This window comes from Bacillus sp. NH11B (genome assembly GCF_001884205.1).
Lineage (GTDB): Bacteria > Bacillota > Bacilli > Bacillales > Bacillaceae_G > Bacillus_A > Bacillus_A proteolyticus.
Genome location: NZ_MAOG01000010.1, coordinates 131750 through 152776 on the forward strand (window position 1 = coordinate 131750; position 21027 = coordinate 152776).

25 protein-coding genes are annotated in these 21027 nt (G+C 38.2%); 1 reads left to right on the forward strand and 24 read right to left on the reverse strand.

What is annotated here, in order from left to right; genetic code table 11:
* Positions 1-8: 8 nt before the first annotated feature.
* From nuoK to nuoA, 8 genes are read right to left on the reverse strand one after another with little or no spacing between them, the layout of a single operon-like run.
* A complete protein-coding gene (gene nuoK / locus BAU27_RS00890) occupies positions 9-323 on the reverse strand; it encodes an NADH-quinone oxidoreductase subunit NuoK (protein ID WP_000100081.1) in 315 nt (104 codons plus the stop codon).
* On the reverse strand, positions 316-840 hold the full coding sequence (locus BAU27_RS00895) for an NADH-quinone oxidoreductase subunit J (protein WP_001012819.1): 525 nt from the start codon (positions 838-840) through the stop codon (positions 316-318). The genes nuoK and BAU27_RS00895 overlap by 8 nt, the downstream gene beginning before the upstream one ends.
* Positions 837-1256, reverse strand: a complete 420-nt coding sequence (nuoI, locus tag BAU27_RS00900) for an NADH-quinone oxidoreductase subunit NuoI (protein ID WP_000677191.1) — start codon at positions 1254-1256, stop codon at positions 837-839. The genes BAU27_RS00895 and nuoI overlap by 4 nt, the downstream gene beginning before the upstream one ends.
* Before the next feature lie 25 nt (positions 1257-1281).
* Positions 1282-2283: an NADH-quinone oxidoreductase subunit NuoH gene (gene nuoH / locus BAU27_RS00905; RefSeq protein ID WP_071748393.1), complete on the reverse strand. Its 1002-nt coding sequence runs from the start codon at positions 2281-2283 to the stop codon at positions 1282-1284.
* On the reverse strand, positions 2283-3383 hold the full coding sequence (nuoD, locus tag BAU27_RS00910) for an NADH-quinone oxidoreductase subunit NuoD (protein WP_071769881.1): 1101 nt from the start codon (positions 3381-3383) through the stop codon (positions 2283-2285). The genes nuoH and nuoD overlap by 1 nt, the downstream gene beginning before the upstream one ends.
* 3 nt (positions 3384-3386) lie before the next feature.
* Positions 3387-4472 carry an NADH-quinone oxidoreductase subunit C gene (locus tag BAU27_RS00915; protein WP_071769882.1) on the reverse strand — a complete coding sequence of 362 codons (1086 nt, stop codon included), beginning with the start codon at positions 4470-4472 and terminating at the stop codon, positions 3387-3389.
* The gene (gene nuoB, locus BAU27_RS00920; RefSeq protein ID WP_000236333.1) at positions 4469-4987 is read right to left on the reverse strand and encodes an NADH-quinone oxidoreductase subunit NuoB; all 519 of its coding nucleotides are present in this window, start codon (positions 4985-4987) and stop codon (positions 4469-4471) included. The genes BAU27_RS00915 and nuoB overlap by 4 nt, the downstream gene beginning before the upstream one ends.
* The gene (nuoA, locus tag BAU27_RS00925) at positions 4978-5346 is read right to left on the reverse strand and encodes an NADH-quinone oxidoreductase subunit NuoA (RefSeq protein WP_000179270.1); all 369 of its coding nucleotides are present in this window, start codon (positions 5344-5346) and stop codon (positions 4978-4980) included. Before nuoA ends, nuoB begins: the two co-directional genes overlap by 10 nt.
* Before the next feature lie 306 nt (positions 5347-5652).
* Here nuoA and BAU27_RS00930 point away from each other — a divergent pair, with 306 nt between their 5' ends.
* Positions 5653-8382 carry an EAL domain-containing protein gene (locus tag BAU27_RS00930; protein WP_071769883.1) on the forward strand — a complete coding sequence of 910 codons (2730 nt, stop codon included), beginning with the start codon at positions 5653-5655 and terminating at the stop codon, positions 8380-8382.
* A gap of 87 nt (positions 8383-8469) precedes the next feature.
* Here the strand turns inward: BAU27_RS00930 and BAU27_RS00935 are convergent, their stop codons facing one another.
* The 16 genes from BAU27_RS00935 to BAU27_RS01010 form a co-directional block, all read right to left on the reverse strand.
* Complete coding sequence (locus tag BAU27_RS00935) at positions 8470-9123, reverse strand: DUF975 family protein (RefSeq protein ID WP_071769884.1); 654 nt, start codon at positions 9121-9123, stop codon at positions 8470-8472.
* A gap of 44 nt (positions 9124-9167) precedes the next feature.
* On the reverse strand, positions 9168-9953 hold the full coding sequence (locus BAU27_RS00940; protein ID WP_071769885.1) for a DUF975 family protein: 786 nt from the start codon (positions 9951-9953) through the stop codon (positions 9168-9170).
* 135 nt (positions 9954-10088) lie between these two features.
* Positions 10089-10490 carry a F0F1 ATP synthase subunit epsilon gene (atpC, locus tag BAU27_RS00945; protein WP_002123795.1) on the reverse strand — a complete coding sequence of 134 codons (402 nt, stop codon included), beginning with the start codon at positions 10488-10490 and terminating at the stop codon, positions 10089-10091.
* A gap of 20 nt (positions 10491-10510) precedes the next feature.
* Positions 10511-11920, reverse strand: coding sequence for a F0F1 ATP synthase subunit beta (gene atpD / locus BAU27_RS00950; protein ID WP_002123794.1), 1410 nt, complete (start codon positions 11918-11920; stop codon positions 10511-10513).
* A 190-nt stretch (positions 11921-12110) separates the two neighbouring features.
* Positions 12111-12971, reverse strand: coding sequence for a F0F1 ATP synthase subunit gamma (gene atpG / locus BAU27_RS00955; RefSeq protein ID WP_000157703.1), 861 nt, complete (start codon positions 12969-12971; stop codon positions 12111-12113).
* A 209-nt stretch (positions 12972-13180) separates the two neighbouring features.
* A complete protein-coding gene (gene atpA, locus BAU27_RS00960) occupies positions 13181-14689 on the reverse strand; it encodes a F0F1 ATP synthase subunit alpha (protein WP_000027511.1) in 1509 nt (502 codons plus the stop codon).
* Between the two features lie 11 nt (positions 14690-14700).
* Positions 14701-15243 carry a F0F1 ATP synthase subunit delta gene (gene atpH, locus BAU27_RS00965; protein WP_071744069.1) on the reverse strand — a complete coding sequence of 181 codons (543 nt, stop codon included), beginning with the start codon at positions 15241-15243 and terminating at the stop codon, positions 14701-14703.
* A complete protein-coding gene (gene atpF, locus BAU27_RS00970) occupies positions 15240-15746 on the reverse strand; it encodes a F0F1 ATP synthase subunit B (RefSeq protein WP_001142619.1) in 507 nt (168 codons plus the stop codon). The genes atpH and atpF overlap by 4 nt, the downstream gene beginning before the upstream one ends.
* Before the next feature lie 128 nt (positions 15747-15874).
* Entirely contained in the window at positions 15875-16093 is a 219-nt protein-coding gene (gene atpE / locus BAU27_RS00975; RefSeq protein ID WP_000052064.1) for a F0F1 ATP synthase subunit C, read from the reverse strand.
* A 56-nt stretch (positions 16094-16149) separates the two neighbouring features.
* Positions 16150-16869 (reverse strand): F0F1 ATP synthase subunit A, encoded by a 720-nt coding sequence (atpB, locus tag BAU27_RS00980; RefSeq protein WP_048542682.1) that lies wholly within the window; start codon positions 16867-16869, stop codon positions 16150-16152.
* 7 nt (positions 16870-16876) lie between these two features.
* Positions 16877-17269 (reverse strand): ATP synthase subunit I, encoded by a 393-nt coding sequence (locus BAU27_RS00985; protein ID WP_000567600.1) that lies wholly within the window; start codon positions 17267-17269, stop codon positions 16877-16879.
* Entirely contained in the window at positions 17269-17493 is a 225-nt protein-coding gene (locus BAU27_RS00990; RefSeq protein WP_001171218.1) for an AtpZ/AtpI family protein, read from the reverse strand. The genes BAU27_RS00985 and BAU27_RS00990 overlap by 1 nt, the downstream gene beginning before the upstream one ends.
* 26 nt (positions 17494-17519) lie before the next feature.
* Positions 17520-17633, reverse strand: coding sequence for a DUF4024 domain-containing protein (locus BAU27_RS00995; protein ID WP_033712414.1), 114 nt, complete (start codon positions 17631-17633; stop codon positions 17520-17522).
* A 375-nt stretch (positions 17634-18008) separates the two neighbouring features.
* Positions 18009-18638, reverse strand: a complete 630-nt coding sequence (gene upp, locus BAU27_RS01000; RefSeq protein ID WP_000517536.1) for a uracil phosphoribosyltransferase — start codon at positions 18636-18638, stop codon at positions 18009-18011.
* 272 nt (positions 18639-18910) lie between these two features.
* The gene (gene glyA / locus BAU27_RS01005; protein ID WP_071769886.1) at positions 18911-20152 is read right to left on the reverse strand and encodes a serine hydroxymethyltransferase; all 1242 of its coding nucleotides are present in this window, start codon (positions 20150-20152) and stop codon (positions 18911-18913) included.
* Between the two features lie 253 nt (positions 20153-20405).
* Positions 20406-20978 carry a TIGR01440 family protein gene (locus BAU27_RS01010; RefSeq protein WP_071744066.1) on the reverse strand — a complete coding sequence of 191 codons (573 nt, stop codon included), beginning with the start codon at positions 20976-20978 and terminating at the stop codon, positions 20406-20408.
* Positions 20979-21027 lie beyond the last annotated feature (49 nt).

The following is a 21027-nucleotide window of genomic DNA, read 5'->3' on the forward strand; positions in this document are numbered from 1 at the left end:
TCACAATGCTATCCTTTGAGCGTATCCATCTCATCTACATGAACTGTCGGGCGATTACGGTACAAAGCAATCAAAATTGCAAGCCCTACCGCTGCCTCCGCTGCCGCTACAGACATCGTAAACAGCGAAAAAATTTGTCCTGTTAAATTCGGAAACAAACCTAATTTACTAAACGCTACTAGATTTAAATTAGCGGCGTTTAACATCAATTCAATACAAACTAATACAATTACTGTATTTCGCTTTGTTAAAGCTCCAAATAAGCCGATGCAAAACAAAATAATCGCAAGTGTTAAATACGCAGAAGCCGGAACGCTACTCATGGGAATCCTCCTCTCCCTCATCCTTCTTCGCAAGGATAATCGCTCCTACAAGTGCTACAAGTAAAATAACTGAGGTTAATTCGAATGGAATAATATATTTTGAATAGAGAAGTGTACCGATTTGAAGTGTGTTATTTTCATGGAGAGGTAAACTTCCTTGTGTGCTTTGATTTGAAAAATCGATACTATTAACAGCGAAATACATAACTGCTCCAAATGCTACAACCGCAAAGAAGATAATCCATTTTCGAAGAGTAAGGCGCGATTCATTTTCCGCATTATGTTTCGTTAACATAATGCCAAAAATCATAATAATAGTGATCGCACCAGAGTAAAGTAAAATTTGTGCAACTCCAATAAATTCGGCCGATAAAAGAAAGTACAAACCTGCAATGCTAAGGAATGTAAGCACAAGGGCCAGCATCATATGCATTACTTTCGTTAAGTTCAGCATAAGAACGCCGCCGATAATCGCAGACAAGGATAGGATAAAGAATGCTACAAACTCGCCATTCATGCTTTATTCTCCTTCCTGACATTTTCGTCGTTTTCGTCGAGCCACTGCAAATTTTTAAATAAATCATCACGTGAATACTCTGCGAGTTCGAAGTTATTCGTCATTACAATTGCCTCTGTCGGACAAACTTCTGTACATAAATCGCAAAGAATACAAATTTCAAAATTTATATCATACGTGTCGATAATTTTCCCTTTTTTCGTAGGATCAGGATGTTTTTTTCCCGTTAATTGAATGCAATCTGTCGGACAAATATTAGAACACTGATTACAAACAATACATTTCTCTGGATAAAACTTTTGAATACCCCGAAAGCGGTCTGGTAATGGTAACGGCTGATTCGGATAATCATACGTCACCTTTTTCTTACTTAAATTACTAAGCGTATATTTTAACCCTTTAAATAGTCCCTTCATCTCTTACTGGCACCCCCTTTATAGATTAGAAGAATAGCTCCTTAATCAATGCCGTTAAGAAAATATTTGCAAGTGCGATCGGTAATAATACTTTCCAGCCAAACTCCATTAACTGGTCACCTCTTATACGCGGGAACGTAACGCGGAACCAAATTAACAGAAAGACCACACTGCTGAATTTCAAAGCAAACCATACGGATCCTGGAATAAATCCAAGGAACATAACTGGGTTCCAGCCTCCTAAAAAGAGTACTGTAATTAAAGATGCCATCCCGAAGAAATACACATACTCTGAAAGCATGAAAAACGCCCAGCGAAACCCTGAGTATTCCGTATGGTATCCAGAAACAAGTTCTGACTCCGCTTCAGGTAAATCAAACGGCGTCCTATTTAACTCTGCAACTGCCGCAATTAAGAAAACGACGAAACCAATCGGCTGTGCGAAAATGTACCATACCTTCTCCTGCGCCGCTACAATCTCATTTAAATTAAGGCTACCTGCTAACAAAACGACGCCAATTACACTCATCACAAGTGGAATCTCATAAGAAATCATTTGCGCTGCTGCGCGCATCCCTCCTAAAAGGGAATATTTATTATTTGATGCCCATCCCCCAGTTACAACTCCAATCGTCGTAATCCCAGAGACAGCAATGTAATACAGCAATCCTACGCCAATATCCGCGAACTGAAATTTATCAGTAAACGGTATAACCGCAAGCACCATAAATGCTGGTGCAAATGCAATAACAGGCGCTAATATAAACAACGGTTTATCTGCAGCTTTCGGAATACTATCTTCTTTTAATAATAATTTCAAAACATCAGCTACCGTTTGTAGTAAACCAAATCGGCCTCCAACTTGGTTTGGTCCAATCCGCCCTTGCATAAATCCCATCACTTTCCGTTCCGCCAAAATACCGTATGTAACGAAGCCAAGGACTGCAAATAATAGAAGCACCGCTAATCCGAAAAAAATAAAGAAATTCGTCCAGCTTGAAGGTGATTGTAAGAGCGTCTCAATCATTAGCCATCAACCTCCCCAAGTACAATATCAACTCCACCTAAAATCGTAATTAAATTGGCGATGTTCTCACCTTTCAATAACTTCGGTAAAATTTGCAAATTATAAAAAGACGGTCTGCGAAATTTCAAACGGTACGGCTCTTTCTTTCCATCACTAGCAATATAGCAACCAATCTCTCCCCGCGGTGACTCTATACGGACAAACGCTTCTCCCTTAGGTGCTTTAATAATTTTCGGCACTTTTGCCAGCACGGCTCCATCTTTTGGGAACTGCTCAGCTGCTTGCTCGATAATTTTTAATGACTCCTCAATTTCCTTCATCCGGCAAACGTAGCGGTCCCACGCATCTCCCGTGCTCCCAACAGGGATATCAAAGTCAAAACGATCATAAATAGAATACGGTTCATCTTTGCGAAGATCAAAGTGGACTCCCGTGCACCGCAAATTTGCGCCGCTTAAAGAATACGAGATCGCCTCTTCCGCGCTATATACGCCAACGCCTTTCACACGATTTAAAAAAATTTCATTTCCGCTAACAAGGTCGTGATAACCTTCCAATTGCTCTCTCATATACGGAACAAACTCTTTCACCTTTTCAATCCAGCCATCTGGCGCATCCCACTTCACGCCGCCAACTCTCATGTAGTTGAAAGTAAGCCTTGCACCACACAATTCATTTAATAAATTAATAATCATTTCCCGTTCACGAAACGCGTATAAAAATGGACTAACCGCTCCTATATCAAGAAGATTCGTCCCCCACCAGACGAGATGACTCGCAACCCTTCCCAGCTCCATCGCAAGCACACGTAAGTATTCAGCACGCTCCGGAATCTCAAGTCCCATCATCGTCTCTACAGCATGGCAAATGACGTAATTATTCGTCATCGCTGATAAATAGTCCATTCGATCTGTATACGGGATAATTTGCGTATACTGCAAGTTCTCAGCAATCTTTTCTGTTCCGCGATGCAAATACCCGATAACTGGTGTAGCCTCTTTAATAATTTCCCCGTCAATCTTAATTACAAGCCGAAACACACCATGTGTACTCGGGTGCTGCGGTCCAACATTTAAGAGCATCTCTTCCGTACGGATCACAAGCTACACCTCCACATCATACGGTTCATAATCTTTCCTAAGTGGATACCCTATCCAATCATCCGGCATTAAAATACGAGATAAATTCGGATGACCTTTAAATACAATACCTAGCAAATCATACGCTTCACGCTCCGGCCAATCTGCCCCTTTCCAAAGCGGCGTCACCGATTCTACTTGCGGCGCTTCCCTATCCAGCTTTACCTTCACTGCTACTGACTGTTTCTTTCCATATGAAAATAAATGAACATATACTTCCATATGTGTCACAAAATCCGTCGCATGTAGCTCTGACATATAATCAAAAGCAAGTCCCTCATGCAATCGCATTAACTCCATCACTTCATAATATTTTGAAGGCTCCGCCACAAGAGTTGGAACATCTTTTGAAAGCTTATTAATATAGGAATCTACTAATGCATATTCCCCTAACTTCTCCTTAACAACCTCCACATATTGATTTAAATATGGTTGGTTAACTGATGGTTCTTCCTGCTGCGGCTCATCTTCTACCTTATTTACAGCTCCCCTTGCTCTTGCCGCAGCAGCGGCTTTCGCTTTTGCGGCTGCAATAGCCTTTGCTTTTTCATCTCCAGAATTCCCATCACCTTGCGAAGATTTTGCTTTTGCTAGTGCTGCTGCTTTTGCCTTTGCAGCTGCTACAGCCTTCGCCTTCGCTTTTTCTTCGTCCGTTACTTCTTCTGTTCCTTCTCGCTTTTGCTTCGCTAGTGCCGCCGCTTTTGCCTTTGCGGCTGCTGCGGCCTTTGCCTTCGCTTTTGCTTTTTCTTCGTCCGTTACTTCTTCTGTTCCTTCTCGCTTTTGCTTCGCTAGTACCGCCGCTTTTGCCTTTGCGGCTGCTGCAGCTTTCGCCTTCGCTTTTGCTTTTTCTTCGTCCGTTACTTTTTCTTTTGCTTCTTCTACATTAACTTTTTTACCTTTTGGTAGCGCTTTCTCTTTTTCTCGATGTTCTCCTTCAAGTTTAGACATTTCCGCCTCATGTTTCGCGGCAAGACGTTTTCGCGCTTCCTCTTTCGCATGACGGGCTGCTTCTCTCTTCATACTTTCTAAGTCTTTATTTGGATCACTCATTTATTCGTCACCTGCTTCCCTGTCTTCGCCTCGTAACGAATTTTTTCTTTTAATTTATTAATTCCATAAATTAAAGCGGCAGGGTTTGGTGGGCATCCAGGAATATATACATCAACTGGTACAATTTGATCTACACCTTTCACAACCGCATACGAATTCACATACGGACCACCAGCTGTTGCACAAGATCCCATCGCAATTACCCACTTTGGTTCAGGCATTTGATCATATAAGCGCCGAACAATAGGCGCCATTTTCTTCGTTACTGTTCCTGACACAATCATGACATCCGATTGTCTTGGTGACGTCCGAAAAAATGACCCAAATCGATCTAAATCGTAATGTGATGAACCTACTCCCATCATTTCAATCGCACAGCATGCCAGTCCAAATGTCATCGGCCATAAAGAGTTGCTCCGCGCCCATCCCTTGAGCTGTTCCAGTGTAGAAAAAAAGATATTCCTTTCTAATTCCGCTCGCTCCTGTGGGTGTAATTCCTCAAAATTTATAACCATTGTAACACCTTCTTTTTCCAAGCATACGCTAATCCAACCAACAACATCACAACAAAAATGAGCATTTCAATCAGTGCAAATAAACCCAGCTTGTCATATGCAACAGCCCATGGATATAAAAATAAAGTTTCTACATCAAAGATGACGAACAATAAAGCAAAAATATAATAACGAGCATGAAACCGAATATTTGCATCATGAAAAGGCTCAATTCCACTCTCATACGTCGTTGCTTTCGCTGCACTCGGTTTATTTGGACGCAGCATTTTCCCTAATGTAAGAGCCACTACCGGCAGCAATATACCTAATAGCAAGAAAATCAAAACAATCATATAACTATTTTCATATACACTTGCCATTGTGAAACCCTCCCCCCTGAATTAAGAACAAGTTCACATAGTAAACAATATGTCTTACTTGCATCATTTATTATTTTTAAATTTTTCTAAATAATGAAACTATTTTAATCATTATATCAAACTTCAAATTCCTATGTCGATATATTAGGGACAGAAACAACAATTAATACTTGCTAAACAAATCTATTTTTACAACTCATTATAAATGTGTAAAATAAATATAGAAATTCTATATATTTTTCAAGCAATCCTAAAAAACATAAACTACAAAAGGTGGTTCTTATGTATATACAGTGGGTGATATAAATGACAAAACAAGCACACGTAAGTATTCTTATAAGCATTTCAGTATTGTATATAGCTATTCATTACGTATCAATGTCCTTTTTATATGAGTACGCACTCCCATTTCAAATATTAACTAGCATCAGTACCATATTAATTGATATTACAATTTTCAGTTATATATTTTATTTTTCAAATGTAAAACAAGGGTTATCTCGTTTGTTTTGGATAACATTAACTATCGGATCCTTCTCTTATTTTATCGGCGATATAGTAGTTGCTTATCAACGCTTAATTCTGCATGACTACTATACATTCGTTGATCCATCAGACTTTTTTTACTTATTATTTTTAATTAGCTTTGCATTTGCCTTTCTATATGAAATTATTTATGGCCGAAACTTATTGGAACAGCTTTCTACGATATGTGATATTTGTATTATTGTTACAGCTCAATTTACTTTAAGCTACTATTTGCTTATCGAAAGAACCATTCATATTTTCACAACATCATATATCGACATGTTTGTTCAACTCACGTATCCAATGGCTGATTTACTCTTTCTTTTAATAGGAATCAATCTTTTATTTAGACCATTATTCTTACTACCAAAACAAGTTGGTGCTCTTCTTGGCAGTGCTTTAATTTTGTATGCTACTACGGATGCTATTTATGCTTATATAAAATACTTCCAGCCTGAGCACTCTATGTTCACAGTTGCTCCATTCTATCAAGTAGCTTTAGTATTGGTAGCAATCGCTTGTATACTTCACATAAAAGAGCCTGAAAAACAAGAACAAGTATTACTAACACCTCGATTGGGTGAATCCATCCGATTATCATTACCGTATATTTCTGTAGTGATGCTTATTGTTTTTATATTGGTCGAAAATGTTTTTGCACCTATCTTAGTAATTGGACTGATGGTAACCTTCGCCTTCGTTCTCATACGCCATATGTTAGTCCGAAGACAAAATAAAATATTATTGCTAGCACAAATGCAATTCAACTCGGAACTCGAGAAACAAATTGAACTACGTACAGAAGATTTAGTAGAACAAAAAAATGAGTTATATCATAACCAACAAATGTTTAAATCTTTATACGAGCATCATCCAGATCCAATTTTCACATTAGATTTGTATGGTAATTTTCTAAATGTGAACAACGCTGGAACTACTTTACTCGGTTATCAAACGAATGAATTATTAAACCAACCATACTATTCACTTATGTATGAAGAAGATTTGGAAGAAATCATTAATGCCTTTCATCACGTAAAAAAAGGGAACTCTATTTCTTTAGAAATACGGGCATATCATAAAAATAAAGATATTTACTATTTGCATGTTACGGCTGTTCCCATCTTTCTAAAGGAGCATATTTCTGGGGTCTATTTAATGATTAAAGATATTACGGAAAGTAAACAACAACAAGAACAAATTAACTTCCTAGCATATCATGATACTTTAACGGAGCTTGCAAATCGTCGTTCATTTCATCAACATTTAGAAAAAGCGATTGCACAAGCAAAAATATCGAAAAGACCTTTTGCTGTTATGTTTATCGACCTAGATCGCTTTAAAGTTATTAATGATACCCTCGGTCACCGAGTAGGGGATCTCCTATTAATTGCAGTAGCAAAAAGGCTCGAACGAATATCGACACAGAATATGAAACTTGCTCGACTAGCTGGGGATGAGTTCACAATCCTTATCGAAAATTATAACAAAAGAACAGATGTACAAAGGATAGCTGATATGATTGTAGTGGCCATGAACGAACCATTCGAAATCGAAAATCAACATTTACACATCTCACCGAGTATCGGGATTGCCATATACCCTGAAGCAGGCGAAGACCCACTGTCTATTTTGCAACATGCCGATATGGCCATGTACGAAGCAAAAAATAAAGGGAAAAATCGTAGCTCTCTTTACACGAAAGAACTATATAAGAAAATGGAACGAAAAGCTCGAATCGAAAAAGACTTGCCACTCGCTTTAGTAAACAACGAATTTTATCTCGTCTATCAACCCCAAATTGATACGACAACAAATACAATTATCGGTGCTGAAGCATTAATACGTTGGAAACATCCACTATTAGGTGACATTTCACCATGCGAGTTCATTCCAATTGTAGAAGAGACACCACAAGTCGTTCCGCTTGGACATTGGGTGTTAAGAGAATCTTGTCGTCAACTAAAAATATGGAAAAGTTTTGGATACACAAACTTAAAAATGAGTGTCAATTTATCAGCGAGAGAATTTCAACAAAATCAATTAATCGAAAATATTTCACGAATACTAAAGAACGTTGAGATTGATCCGAAAGATGTAACACTTGAACTAACAGAACGAATTGCGATGATTGATGAAAAAGAAACATTATCTAGACTAAAGCAATTAAAAGAATATGGTATTCAAACGTCCATCGATGACTTCGGTACCGGCTATTCTTCTCTTGCTTATTTATCAATTTTCCCTATCGATACATTAAAAGTACCAAAAGAATTTACACAACTAGCCGATCATCGACCTGAAGAAAGAGCCATCGTTTCCACTATCCTTTCTCTGGCAAATACTTTAAATCTCTCCGTCGTTGCTGAAGGAATTGAAACAGAAAAACAGCTTAAATTTTTGAAAAAAAATAACTGTAAATACATGCAAGGTTACTATTTCAGTAAACCTCTAACAAGTAAAGAATTTATAAGATTTCTACAAAAAACACCCAGTATGAACCAATAGTTCACACTGGGTGTTTTTTTATCCCGCTATTTGCGGGCGATGAAACTAATAATCAGCGGGATACCCCCCACTGATTAAAGTTTCACTTTATAGTGTTGGAATTTTTTTCTCGTAATATTCTTCTGCAATCTCTTCGTAAAAAGCTGCTGACGTAGTATAAAAATATGGAATTAACCATAAAAATCCAATCCCTAATGTAATACAACTCAATATAAACCAACCAATAAAACTTAAACATAAAATGAAATACTCCATTTTATGTCCGTCCATCATACGACGGCTTTCTGTAATAGCTTGATTTATGGAATACTCCGGATGATCATTTATTATAAAGTAAGTCATTGCATAAGAAAATGATTTAATAATACCTGGAATAATAAATAGTAAGCACCATAAGAAAATATAAATGTTTACTAATATATATAATAAAAATGACTTTATAAACTTACTTCCTTCTGTAAACCATCTGAATATATGCCCAATACGCGCTTCTTTTTCACGAATTAAATGTAGCGCTAAATAATAGCCACCTAGCGTTAATGGACCTACCAGAAATATTGTAATAACGTCTACTGTAAGTGAGTTATTTACTTCTTTCCAATCCCAAACCTGAGAGAAAATGAAATCAATACTAAAACTAAAAGCTGACATAAGAATCGAAATAAGTAATGTTGCCCCAACAGCTAATCCCCATTTTCCTTCTAGTGAGTCCAGCGCTTCTCCTTTTAAATCACTAATCATACTTGGCCTCCTATACGTAACAATTCTATTAGTATAGCATGTTCTTACCGCAATTCATCTTTTGAAATATAGCGATAAAAATGAGATGTCGTTGTACCCATATACGGACTAAGCCAAAGAAATCCTATTCCAAGAGTAAAAATCGCTAAGATAGCCCATCCTATGAAGCTAAGCCATAAAAGAAATAAATCTAGTTTATGCCCCTTCATAAGGTTCTTACTTTCTTTCATCGCCTGTGAAACACTATATTCTGGTTTTTCAACCATCACATAATACGTCATCGAATATGAAAAATACAGAACAGTCATACCAACGATGGAAATAGCTAATAGTACGAAGAAAGCAATCGCAAACGATGTATTCCCTTCTTCACCTAAAAATGCGAATAGTCCTAATAACAACATCGGAATCCATGTACCTGTATATAACAAAATCGCAAGCATTGCCCACATTGTTTTCATCATTCTTTTAAAACCACGAAATCCTTCGAATAAGTGATCCACTGTAGCACCTTCTCGTTTACTAATCTGTAGACATACATTCGTATAACCGTATGATGTAATACCACACGATGCGTTACTCAAAAGTATCATGATACAATAAAATACCCCAAAGGTAATACCTGCTCCAATTGATATTGTTTCCCTTTCAATTGAACCAGCGAAGCTAACAATTAAAAAAAATATAATAAGTCCTGGAATTAAAAGTATAAACATTGCAGCCATTGAAACAACATAACTTAAAATAAAATATAAAATCGTCGATCCAACACCTAAGCCCCATTTCCCCTTCAAGGAATGTAATGCTTCTTGTTTCATTTCACCGATCATTTGTTCATCTCCTTTATAAAATATAAATTGCTCTATATTCTCTACTTACACAAGCAATAACATAATTATACCATTTTTGTTAATTCATTCATAAACAACAATAAAAATCCGTGAAGGCGAAGCCCTCACGGATTTTTATTTCATATCGGAAACGTTTAAACGGTTCACAGCACGCTGCAAGGCCATTTCTGCACGTCTAAAGTCAACATGTGCTTGTTTATCTTGCATACGTTGCTCAGCGCGACGTTTCGATTCATTTGCACGATGGATATCGATATGGTTTGCTTCTTCAGCAGATGATGATAATATAGTTACTTTATCTGGACGAACTTCGATAAAGCCACCACTTACTGCTACATAATCAGTGTGCCCACCATTTTTCAGACGAACCGCACTAATTTTTAATGGTGCAACAGTTGGAATGTGACCTGGTAAGATCCCCATTTCCCCACTCTCTGCTTTTACGCTTACCATTTCTACTTCTTTTTCGTAAACCGGTCCATCAGGAGTTACAATACTGACTGGAAATGTCTTCATAATTCGTCCCTCCTAAGGCCTTACGCCATCATTTTCTTCGCGTTTTCAATAACTTCTTCAATGCTACCTACTAAGCGGAATGCATCTTCTGGAAGGTCATCATATTTTCCTTCTAGAATTTCTTTGAAGCCACTAACTGTATTTTTTACAGGTACATAAGAACCTTTTTGACCTGTAAACTGCTCAGCTACGTGGAAGTTTTGAGATAAGAAGAATTGAATACGACGAGCACGATGTACAACTAACTTATCTTCTTCAGATAACTCATCCATACCTAAGATAGCGATGATATCTTGAAGCTCTTTATAACGCTGTAAAGTTTGCTGTACTTGACGAGCTACTTCATAATGCTCTTCTCCTACGATTTCTGGAGAAAGTGCACGAGATGTAGATGCTAATGGATCTACGGCTGGGTAAATACCCATTTGTGTTAAACGACGCTCTAAGTTTGTTGTTGCATCTAAGTGAGCGAACGTTGTAGCTGGTGCTGGATCCGTATAGTCATCGGCTGGTACATATACCGCTTGGATAGACGTGATAGATCCTTTATTTGTAGATGTAATACGCTCTTGTAATTGACCCATTTCTGTTGCAAGTGTTGGTTGGTAACCTACCGCAGATGGCATACGACCAAGAAGGGCAGATACTTCAGAACCTGCTTGCGTGAAACGGAAGATGTTATCGATGAACAATAGTACGTCTTGTCCTTGCTCATCACGGAAATGCTCAGCCATTGTTAAACCTGTTAATGCAACACGTTGACGTGCTCCAGGTGGCTCATTCATTTGTCCGAATACCATCGCAGTTTTCTTGATTACGCCAGAATCGCTCATTTCATGGTATAAGTCATTACCCTCACGAGTACGCTCACCTACACCAGCGAATACAGAGATACCACCATGCTCTTGTGCGATGTTATTGATTAATTCCTGAATTAATACCGTTTTACCTACACCGGCACCACCGAATAGACCGATCTTACCACCCTTAATGTAAGGAGCAAGTAAGTCTACTACTTTAATACCAGTTTCAAGAATTTCTACTTTAGTAGATAATTCTTCGAATGCAGGTGCTTGACGGTGAATTGGATCACGGTGTACATCCGCAGGAAGTTCACCATCTAAGTCAATTGCATCACCTAATACGTTAAATACACGACCAAGTGTTGCATCACCAACTGGTACAGAGATTGCTTTACCAGTATCTTCTACTTCTGTGCCACGAACAAGTCCATCTGTGGAAGACATTGCAACTGTACGAACTGTGTCATCACCTAAATGAAGTGCAACTTCAAATGTTAAGTTAATGCTTGCTCCGTTTTCGTTGCTTTGTTTTACCGTAAGGGCGTTGTAGATTTCTGGTAGCTTTCCGCCATCAAACTTAACGTCTACAACCGGACCCATGATTTGCGTAACGCGCCCTTTATTCATCGGGTTCCCTCCTAGCTTTCTTTTAATTAGCCAGCTTTCTAAGAGAAGTCGGCTTTTAATTTTTTATTAGTTTATAGCGTACGCGACTCTCCTAAAAGAGCCGCTTCCACTTTTTATTGAATCTAGCTCCGATGGCTAGAAGGGTCGGTCATTTCACCCCTTCTGAGCAAGCCACCTACGCTTTTTATTACTATTCTAACGCTGCTGCTCCACCAACGATTTCCGTAATTTCTTGCGTAATCGCTGCCTGACGTGCACGGTTGAATGAAAGTGTAAGTGAATCGATAACTTCCATTGCGTTGTCTGTAGCACTCTTCATTGCTGTCATACGCGCTGCGTGTTCACTTGCTTTACCGTCTAGTAATGCACCGTACACTAAGCTTTCTGCGTATTGTGGCAATAATACTTTTAAAATTTCTTCTTCAGAAGGTTCGAATTCATAAGCTGTCGTCGGTTTGTCAGACGCCACATCAGTAAGCGGTAAAATTTTATTTTCCGTTACTTCTTGTGAAATTTTACTTACATAATGGTTGTAGTAAATATACAGCTCATCATAAGCACCATCTGCGAACATCGCAATTGCTCGAGAAGCAAGATCTTTAATATCAGTAAATGATGGGTGGTCAGATAATCCAACTACTTCATCAATGATGTTAAATCCGCGACGTTTTAAATAATCACGTCCTAGTCGGCCAAGCACAATAATTGAATATTGGTTTGAATCCATATTATGACGTTCACGAATCACGTTACTAACTGTACGTAATACGTTACTGTTATAACCACCTGCTAGTCCGCGATCAGATGTAATAACGATGTATCCTGTACGCTTTACAGGACGCGCATTTAGCATTGGATGATTAATTCCTTTACTTCCTTGCGCAATGCTCGCTACTACTTCTTGAATCTTTTCCATATACGGAACGAAAGATTTAGCATTTTGCTCTGCACGGTTTAACTTAGATGCAGATACCATCTCCATCGCTTTCGTAATTTGGCTCGTTTTCTTTGTCGAGGTAATCTTCGCTTTTATATCGCGTAAAGATGCCACAGGTTTTCACCACCTTTTTTCCAGAAGTTGGCACGATTAGTAAGAATCCTCTTCCTAATCTACGTTGCAAGATATTCTTGCTCATGATTGAAGGAAAAGAATAGGTGCACCTACTCTTTTCCTTTACATAACCGTCAGCAATCTCAGAAATTGAGATGCCTATATATATTATCTAGCTCCAGCAGCTTGACGAGCCGCTTACGCTTTTATTATTCAGAAGCTACGAATACTTTTTTAAATCCGTTAATTGCTGCTGCAAATTTGTCGTCATCCGCAAGTTTCTTAGTTGTGCGGATTTCTTCTAATAAGTCAGTCGCATTTGAATCTAACCAAGCATGGAATTCTTCTTCGAAACGAGTGATATCTACTACTGGGATATCATCTAGGAATCCACGTGTTAAAGCGTAAAGAATGATAACTTGTTTCTCTACACGTAACGGTTTGTGTAATCCTTGTTTTAATACCTCAACTGTACGAGCACCACGGTTTAGTTTCGCTTGTGTTGCTTTATCAAGGTCAGAACCGAACTGAGCGAACGCTTCTAACTCACGGTAAGATGCAAGGTCAAGACGAAGTGTACCTGATACTTTACTCATCGCTTTAATCTGAGCAGATCCACCTACACGTGATACAGAAGTACCCGCATCGATCGCTGGACGTACGCCAGAGAAGAATAGGTCAGATTGTAAGAAGATTTGTCCATCCGTAATCGAGATTACGTTTGTTGGGATGTAAGCTGATACGTCCCCTGCTTGTGTTTCGATGAAAGGTAGTGCAGTTAAAGAACCGCCGCCTCTTGCATCACTTAATTTTGCTGCACGCTCTAATAAGCGAGAATGTAAGTAGAATACATCCCCTGGATATGCTTCACGACCTGGAGGACGACGTAATAGTAATGAAAGCTCACGGTAAGCCGCTGCTTGTTTTGATAAGTCATCATATACTACTAATACGTGTTTACCATTGTACATGAACTCTTCACCCATTGTTACACCAGCATAAGCAGCTAAGTATAATAATGGAGCTGGTTGAGAAGCTGATGCAGTTACAACGATTGTGTAATCTAATGCACCGTGCTTACGTAGTGTTTCTACTACGTTACGTACAGTTGATTCTTTTTGTCCGATAGCTACATAGATACAAATCATATCTTCATCTTTTTGGTTAATGATTGTATCAAGTGCAACTGCTGTTTTACCTGTTTGGCGGTCACCGATGATTAACTCACGTTGACCACGGCCAATTGGTACAAGAGCATCGATCGCTTTAATACCTGTTTGAAGTGGCTCATGAACAGATTTACGATCCATTACACCTGGTGCTGGACTTTCGATTGGACGAGTGTTTGTTGTATTGATTGGGCCTAAACCATCAACTGGTTGACCTAATGGGTTTACAACACGACCGATTAGTTCTTTTCCTACTGGTACTTGCATGATGCGACCAGTACGACGAACTTCGTCACCTTCACGAATTTCTGTGTAAGGTCCTAAAATAATGATACCTACGTTGTTTTCTTCTAAGTTTTGTGCTAGCCCCATAACGCCGTTAGAGAACTCTACAAGTTCACCAGCCATAACGTTATCAAGACCATGAGCACGCGCGATACCGTCACCAACTTGGATAACTGTACCAACATCACTAACTTCGATTTCAGACTGATAGTTCTCGATTTGTTGCTTTATCAGTGCGCTAATTTCTTCAGCTCTGATGCTCATGTGCTTCACCCCTATCTATTCTTCATTAATTCACGTTGAATACGTGCTAATTTTCCTTGTAAACTTCCATCATAAATGCGATTTCCAATACGTACTTTAATTCCGCCTAGTAAATCTTCATCTACAACATTTTTCACGCGAATTGCATCTTTTCCCGTTCTCTTTGCAAATGCTTCTGCAACGTTAAGCTTCTCTTCTTCAGATAGAAGACGAGTAGAATATACAGTTGCATCCGCTACGTTACGTTCTTCATTAGCAAGAACCACATATTCATCTGCAATTTCAGGTAAGATTTCAATGCGCTTGTTATCAATTAAAATATATAACGTATTTAAAATAGATTCAGAAACAGATCCGAATACGTTTGCAATAAACGTTTTCTTCTGCTCTTTTGAAATGTTCGGTTGCGTTAAAAAGCTATGTAGTTCTCCGTTCTTTACATAAACGTTTTGTACAAGGCGTAATTCCTCTTCAAACATTTCTAATACGTGTTTTTCTTTTGCAATTTTAAAAAGAGCGACAGCATAACGTTTTGCTACAATCCCATTGCTCATCGCGCTTCTCCTACTTCTTTAATATAATCGCGAATTAACTTCACTTGATCTTCTTCTTTTAACTCTTTTTCAATTACTTTAGAAGCAATTTGAACAGATAAAGAAGCGACTTGTTCTTGTAAAGCAGCAATCGCTTGCTCTTTTTCGCGTTGAATTTCTTGTACAGCAGATGCTTTAATTGATTCTGCTTCTTCTTTCGCAGCAGCAACAATCACATCTTTTTGATCTACAGCTTGTTTTTTCGCTCTTTCGATTAACTCTTGTGCTTCAACACGCGATTGTTTTAACATTTCACGTTGTTCTTCTACTAATTTCTTCGCTTCAGCGTTACTTCTTTCTGCAGCGTCGATTTCACTAGTAACATGCTCTTCACGTTCTTTCATAATTCCCATTAAAGGACCCCACGCAAATTTGCGTAGCATTACTAATAGAAGTAAGAAAATGAACAATGTATAAGCAATCGTTCCAAATGGAATGGCAGCCCCTAATAATAAAGTTGGCACAAGGATTCACTCCCTTCAAAATATCTAAATTGATCATATGAAAAAAAAAGACATACGTTTCGTTCATAAAGCAATGGCGAAGAAAGTTCAAAAAACACTCTTCGCCATCTATGTAAGGGGAGTCTCCCTTATTTGTTCATTACGATGAAAGCAATAACTACACCGATGATTGGAAGTGCCTCAACTAAAGCAACCCCGATGAACATAATTGTTTGAAGTGCGCCTTTTAATTCTGGTTGACGAGCAACACCTTCGATTGTACGTGATACGATAAGACCGTTACCAATACCTGCACCTAATGCTGATAAACCAATTGCAATTGCAGCTGCGATTACACCTAAACTCATTTAATTTGTCCTCCTTTGTATTATAAAAAATTAAATTTTTTCTTACTTAAATTATATTAATGGTCATGGCTTACTTTATGAGCCATATAAACCATCGTTAACATAACGAAAATAAATGACTGGATTGATCCAACGAATACGCTGAATCCCATCCATGCTAACATTGGTACAAGTGCACCTAATGCTCCAAGGAATGATGCTCCGCCTAACTTAGCAAGTAATCCTAACAGGATTTCACCTGCATAAATGTTACCGAACAAACGAAGACCTAACGTTAATGTGTTAGCAAACTCCTCAATAACCTTTAATGGGAATAAGAATTTCATAGGTTGGAAATAACCTTTAACGTATTCTTTCGTACCCTTCATCTTAATTCCATAATAATGGGTGAGGGTAACTACCATCACGGCTAATGTTAATGTAACTGCTGGATCAGACGTTGGTGATCTCCACCATGCAATATGTTCGCCAGCCTCAACTGTTGAATACATGAATGGTAAACCAAGGAAGTTCGATACGATGATAAACATGATAAGCGTAACGCCAAGCGTTAAGAAACGTCCACCTGTTTTCCAGTCCATCGTACTATTGATAATCCCTTTCACGAAGTCAAATACCCATTCCATGAAATTTTGCATTCCTGTTGGGCGAAGAGCTAAACTGCGAGTTCCGATAACAGCGATTAAGAAAACAATAACTGCTGCTACAGTAACCATCATAACTGATGACAAATCGAACGTTAAACCTAGAAATTTAACTAATTTACCGTGTTCCACTAGTAATTCACCTCTCTTCCCTGCTCTTATACTCTAAATAAAGAAAATCTATGATCATGACAAGGTATCCTGTCAGCAATCCTACACCTAGGCCCCACATCGCAATTAACTCTTGATATTTGGCTGCAAATAAAATTAATAACCCAATCGTCGCGAATCTCGAATATGTACTTACCGCTGTTGCCTTAAACTTCACGTTTTCCCCATTTGTTACGCGATCTAATAGCTTGTCTGTTCTACGTGCAATGATGCGCAAACTAAGAAAACTGAAAATCGTTCCGATAATCAGCCCAAGAAATACATCCTTGTAAGAGGTAAATCCCCATCCTAGCACTAGAAGCGCAAGCAAGTAGTACATATATTTCTTTTGTCTTTGGACAAGTCCATGTACGTCTATCATCATTGCTCTCCCGAATAGTAATGTCGAATGAGTCGAATCATTGCGTATATCCCTGTTCCTAAACCGAGTAATAACCCTATAATAAGAAACAATGGAAACGTTCCAACCTTATTATCAATCCATTGCCCACCAAAGATTCCAATAAGAATAGAACCGACTAACTGAGCAAGAATTCCTGACATTAAAGCATATGCTTTTATATGGCTGCGATCGTTTTTTTGCAAGGATTCATCCCTCCAATATGTAACCCTCATTCACGATGTGTTAATAATAACTCATTTTTCTGCATAAATTCTATACAAAATAAAAAGTTTACATTTTCGTCACGGAATAGATGTATTTTTGTCACTGAAAGCCCTACCATCTATCCCCGTTGTTAGCATACAATAGGGTATTAACAGTGTCAACGAGAAATCGTAAAAAATCAAAAAATTTGAGTATTAGTCATTTACTCCCAAAAATGAAAACGTTCCCCTTCTAAATACTGGTTAGTGATATGCAATTTCTAACAGTTTTCTCTTTATAATAGAAGGAAATGTTCACAAGTTTGTCACTATTATATTTTTAAGATATAGCGCTTTCCTTCCATAATATAGTGTTCCCAAGACGTAAGACTTCTATATTATATGTGATGTGTATGCAACTTATGTTGTATAGACCCTGTATATTTATCTCCCCCTCCCCCGCACGCTCAGGGCGAAAAAAAAGACGAGCGGGGACTCCCCTCTCGTCTGTTGTCTTACTTCGTTCCGAATAAACGGTCACCAGCATCACCAAGACCTGGAACTACATAACCATGGTCATTTAGCTTCTCATCTAATGCCGCTACATAAATATCAACATCAGGATGCTCTTCTTGTACTACTTTTACTCCTTCTGGAGCAGCTACGATACACATTAATTTAATTTGCTTTGCACCGCGCTTTTTCAGAGAATTAATTGCTTCAGCTGCAGAACCACCTGTTGCTAGCATTGGATCTAGTACGATAAAGTCACGCTCTTCTACATCCGTTGGAAGTTTCACATAGTATTCTACCGGTTGCAATGTTTCAGGGTCACGGTATAAACCAACGTGTCCTACTTTTGCTGCTGGAATTAATTTCAGAATTCCATCAACCATTCCTAAACCTGCACGTAAAATCGGAATTAAACCAAGTTTTTTACCAGCGATCACTTTTGTTGTCGCTTTGCTTACAGGCGTTTCAATTTCAATGTCTTTAAGTGGAAGGTCGCGAGTAATTTCGAAAGCCATTAAGCTTGCTACTTCGTCCACTAATTCACGAAAATCTTTCGTACCTGTATTCTTATCGCGAATATATGTAATCTTATGTTGAATTAACGGGTGATCAAATACATACAGTTTTCCCATGTGAATCTCTCCTTTAGATGATATTCATGCGTTTACACGCTTTTTTACACTATTTACGATTGTAAAGAAAACGTTACTAATATTCAAGGGCAAATTTGGCAAAATCATGATTTTGTGATGAATCTATCTAGTATCTTTACCAATTATGGGAGGTGTATCCTTCATTATATCGCCAAAATTTATTCATCATTTGTATACATACTTTAAAAACAATATATGTCCAAAAAAAAGACTACTAAAACAATTACGTTTCAGCAGTCTTTTTCAATCTATTATAGATCTGTATACATTGGAAATTTGCTCGTTAACGCTTCTACACGTTTACGCGCTTCTTCTAATGCAACTTCATTCTCATGATTTTTTAATGTATAAGCAATTAGTGCTGCAATTTCATCCATTTCTTCTAAACCGAAACCACGAGATGTTACAGCTGCCGTACCGATACGCACGCCGCTTGTTACAAATGGGCTTGCTGTTTCAAATGGAATTGTATTTTTGTTCACTGTAATACCAACTTCATCTAATACGTACTCTGCTACTTTACCTGTGATTTCTAAGTTACGAACATCAATCAAGATTAAGTGATTGTCTGTTCCATCAGAAACAAGTGTAAGTCCTTCTTTTTGAAGGCCTTCAGCTAAGCGATTCGCATTATTAATGATATTTTGTGCATATGTTTTAAACTCATCTTGTAGTGTCTCACCAAATGCAACAGCTTTTGCAGCAATTACGTGCATAAGTGGACCACCTTGGATACCAGGGAAGATTGATTTATCAATTTGTTTTGCAAATTGCTCTTCACATAAAATCATACCACCACGTGGACCACGTAATGTTTTATGTGTTGTCGTTGTAACGAAATGTGCATGTGGTACTGGGTTTGGATGTAAACCAGCAGCTACTAAACCAGCGATATGTGCCATATCAACCATAAAGTATGCACCCACTTCATCTGCAATCTCGCGGAATCGTTTGAAATCGATAACACGAGGATATGCACTTGCACCTGCAACGATTAATTTTGGTTTATGTTCTTTCGCTTTTGCTAATACATCATCGTAATTAATACGGTGAGATTCAGCATCCACGCCATATTCTACGAAATTATATTGTACTCCACTGAAGTTAACAGGGCTTCCGTGTGTTAAGTGACCACCATGAGATAAATTCATACCAAGTACTGTATCGCCTTGCTCTAAAATTGTGAAGTATACTGCCATGTTCGCTTGTGCACCAGAATGTGGTTGAACATTTACATGCTCTGCACCAAAAATTTCTTTCGCGCGATCACGTGCGATATCTTCAACTACGTCTACGTGCTCACAGCCACCATAGTAACGTTTTCCAGGATATCCTTCAGCATACTTATTCGTTAAAACAGAACCTTGCGCTTCCATTACCGCTTCACTTACGAAATTTTCCGAAGCAATTAACTCAATCTTTGAACGCTGTCTTCCTAGTTCTGCCTCAATTGCAGCAAATACCTTTTCATCTTGACGTTTTAAATGATCCACCAAAATCCCCCTTTTCTGAACGAATTACATCGATTCCCAATAGTTTTTTCTCATTTATTCAGAAAAAACGAAAATTCAGGTTGTAATTCTTTCGAACCTTCATGTTTTCAACTACATTCTAACATGACTTTCTATATCATAAAAGAAAAAAAAAGACCGAAATCGGTCTTTTCTTTCTTCTATTATAAAGTCAGACTACATACCTTTTATCTTTCGATATAAAGCTATTATGCGACTTTATAATTTTTCACGTTTAACGGCAAGGAATAACTTCTTCATTTGCCGCATAAACAGCACGTGCTCCACCTATTAGTTTTCCACGTGTTTTCGCCATTGTTACATGCGCATTTCCTATTTCCTTCACACTTGTACGAACCGGAACAGCTACATGTTTTAAATGCATACCGATAAATGTATCGCCGATATCCATTCCTGCATCTGCTTTAATAAACTCAATTACTACCGGATCTTTAAAATTGTGATACGCATACGTCGCTAATGCACCACCTGCTGATCTAACAGGCGTAACTGTTACAATTTCAAATTGATATTTCATCGCTACATCTCTCTCAACTACTAAAGCACGATTTAAATGCTCGCAACATTGAAACGCCAATTCAATACCTGTTCGCTCGTGAAATTGTTTTAATTCAGAAAAAATCGCCTCTGCCACTTCCATCGTTCCTGATGTTCCAATTCTTTCACCTAGCACTTCGCTCGTGCTACATCCCACTACAAAAATTTGGCCACTTTGCAGCGTGGCTTGTTCTTGGAAATCAGAAAGCGACATTTGTAGCTGTTCTCTTACCTTTACGATTTCTGTCATTACGCCTCTTCCTTTCACAGGTTGGTTCACCAAATTATATTTCATACTA

Bases quoted from the DNA above. Each gene is read 5' to 3' on its own strand.
- nuoA (WP_000179270.1), bottom strand. From the start codon at position 5,346: ATGGCAAGTGTATATGAAAATAGTTATATGATTGTTTTGATTTTCTTG.
- nuoH (WP_071748393.1), bottom strand. From the start codon at position 2,283: ATGATTGAGACGCTCTTACAATCACCTTCAAGCTGGACGAATTTCTTT.
- nuoK (WP_000100081.1), bottom strand. From the start codon at position 323: ATGAGTAGCGTTCCGGCTTCTGCGTATTTAACACTTGCGATTATTTTG.
- BAU27_RS00930 (WP_071769883.1), top strand. From the start codon at position 5,653: ATGACAAAACAAGCACACGTAAGTATTCTTATAAGCATTTCAGTATTG.
- BAU27_RS00895 (WP_001012819.1), bottom strand. From the start codon at position 840: ATGAATGGCGAGTTTGTAGCATTCTTTATCCTATCCTTGTCTGCGATT.
- BAU27_RS01010 (WP_071744066.1), bottom strand. From the start codon at position 20,978: ATGACAGAAATCGTAAAGGTAAGAGAACAGCTACAAATGTCGCTTTCT.
- BAU27_RS00915 (WP_071769882.1), bottom strand. From the start codon at position 4,472: ATGAGTGATCCAAATAAAGACTTAGAAAGTATGAAGAGAGAAGCAGCC.
- BAU27_RS00940 (WP_071769885.1), bottom strand. From the start codon at position 9,953: ATGATCGGTGAAATGAAACAAGAAGCATTACATTCCTTGAAGGGGAAA.
- atpD (WP_002123794.1), bottom strand. From the start codon at position 11,920: ATGAATAAAGGGCGCGTTACGCAAATCATGGGTCCGGTTGTAGACGTT.
- upp (WP_000517536.1), bottom strand. From the start codon at position 18,638: ATGGGAAAACTGTATGTATTTGATCACCCGTTAATTCAACATAAGATT.
- atpC (WP_002123795.1), bottom strand. From the start codon at position 10,490: ATGAAGACATTTCCAGTCAGTATTGTAACTCCTGATGGACCGGTTTAC.
- nuoB (WP_000236333.1), bottom strand. From the start codon at position 4,987: ATGGTTATAAATTTTGAGGAATTACACCCACAGGAGCGAGCGGAATTA.
- BAU27_RS00995 (WP_033712414.1), bottom strand. From the start codon at position 17,633: ATGGTAGGGCTTTCAGTGACAAAAATACATCTATTCCGTGACGAAAAT.
- atpA (WP_000027511.1), bottom strand. From the start codon at position 14,689: ATGAGCATCAGAGCTGAAGAAATTAGCGCACTGATAAAGCAACAAATC.
- atpE (WP_000052064.1), bottom strand. From the start codon at position 16,093: ATGAGTTTAGGTGTAATCGCAGCTGCAATTGCAATTGGTTTATCAGCA.
- BAU27_RS00985 (WP_000567600.1), bottom strand. From the start codon at position 17,269: ATGATAGACGTACATGGACTTGTCCAAAGACAAAAGAAATATATGTAC.
- atpH (WP_071744069.1), bottom strand. From the start codon at position 15,243: ATGAGCAATGGGATTGTAGCAAAACGTTATGCTGTCGCTCTTTTTAAA.
- BAU27_RS00935 (WP_071769884.1), bottom strand. From the start codon at position 9,123: ATGATTAGTGATTTAAAAGGAGAAGCGCTGGACTCACTAGAAGGAAAA.
- nuoI (WP_000677191.1), bottom strand. From the start codon at position 1,256: ATGAAGGGACTATTTAAAGGGTTAAAATATACGCTTAGTAATTTAAGT.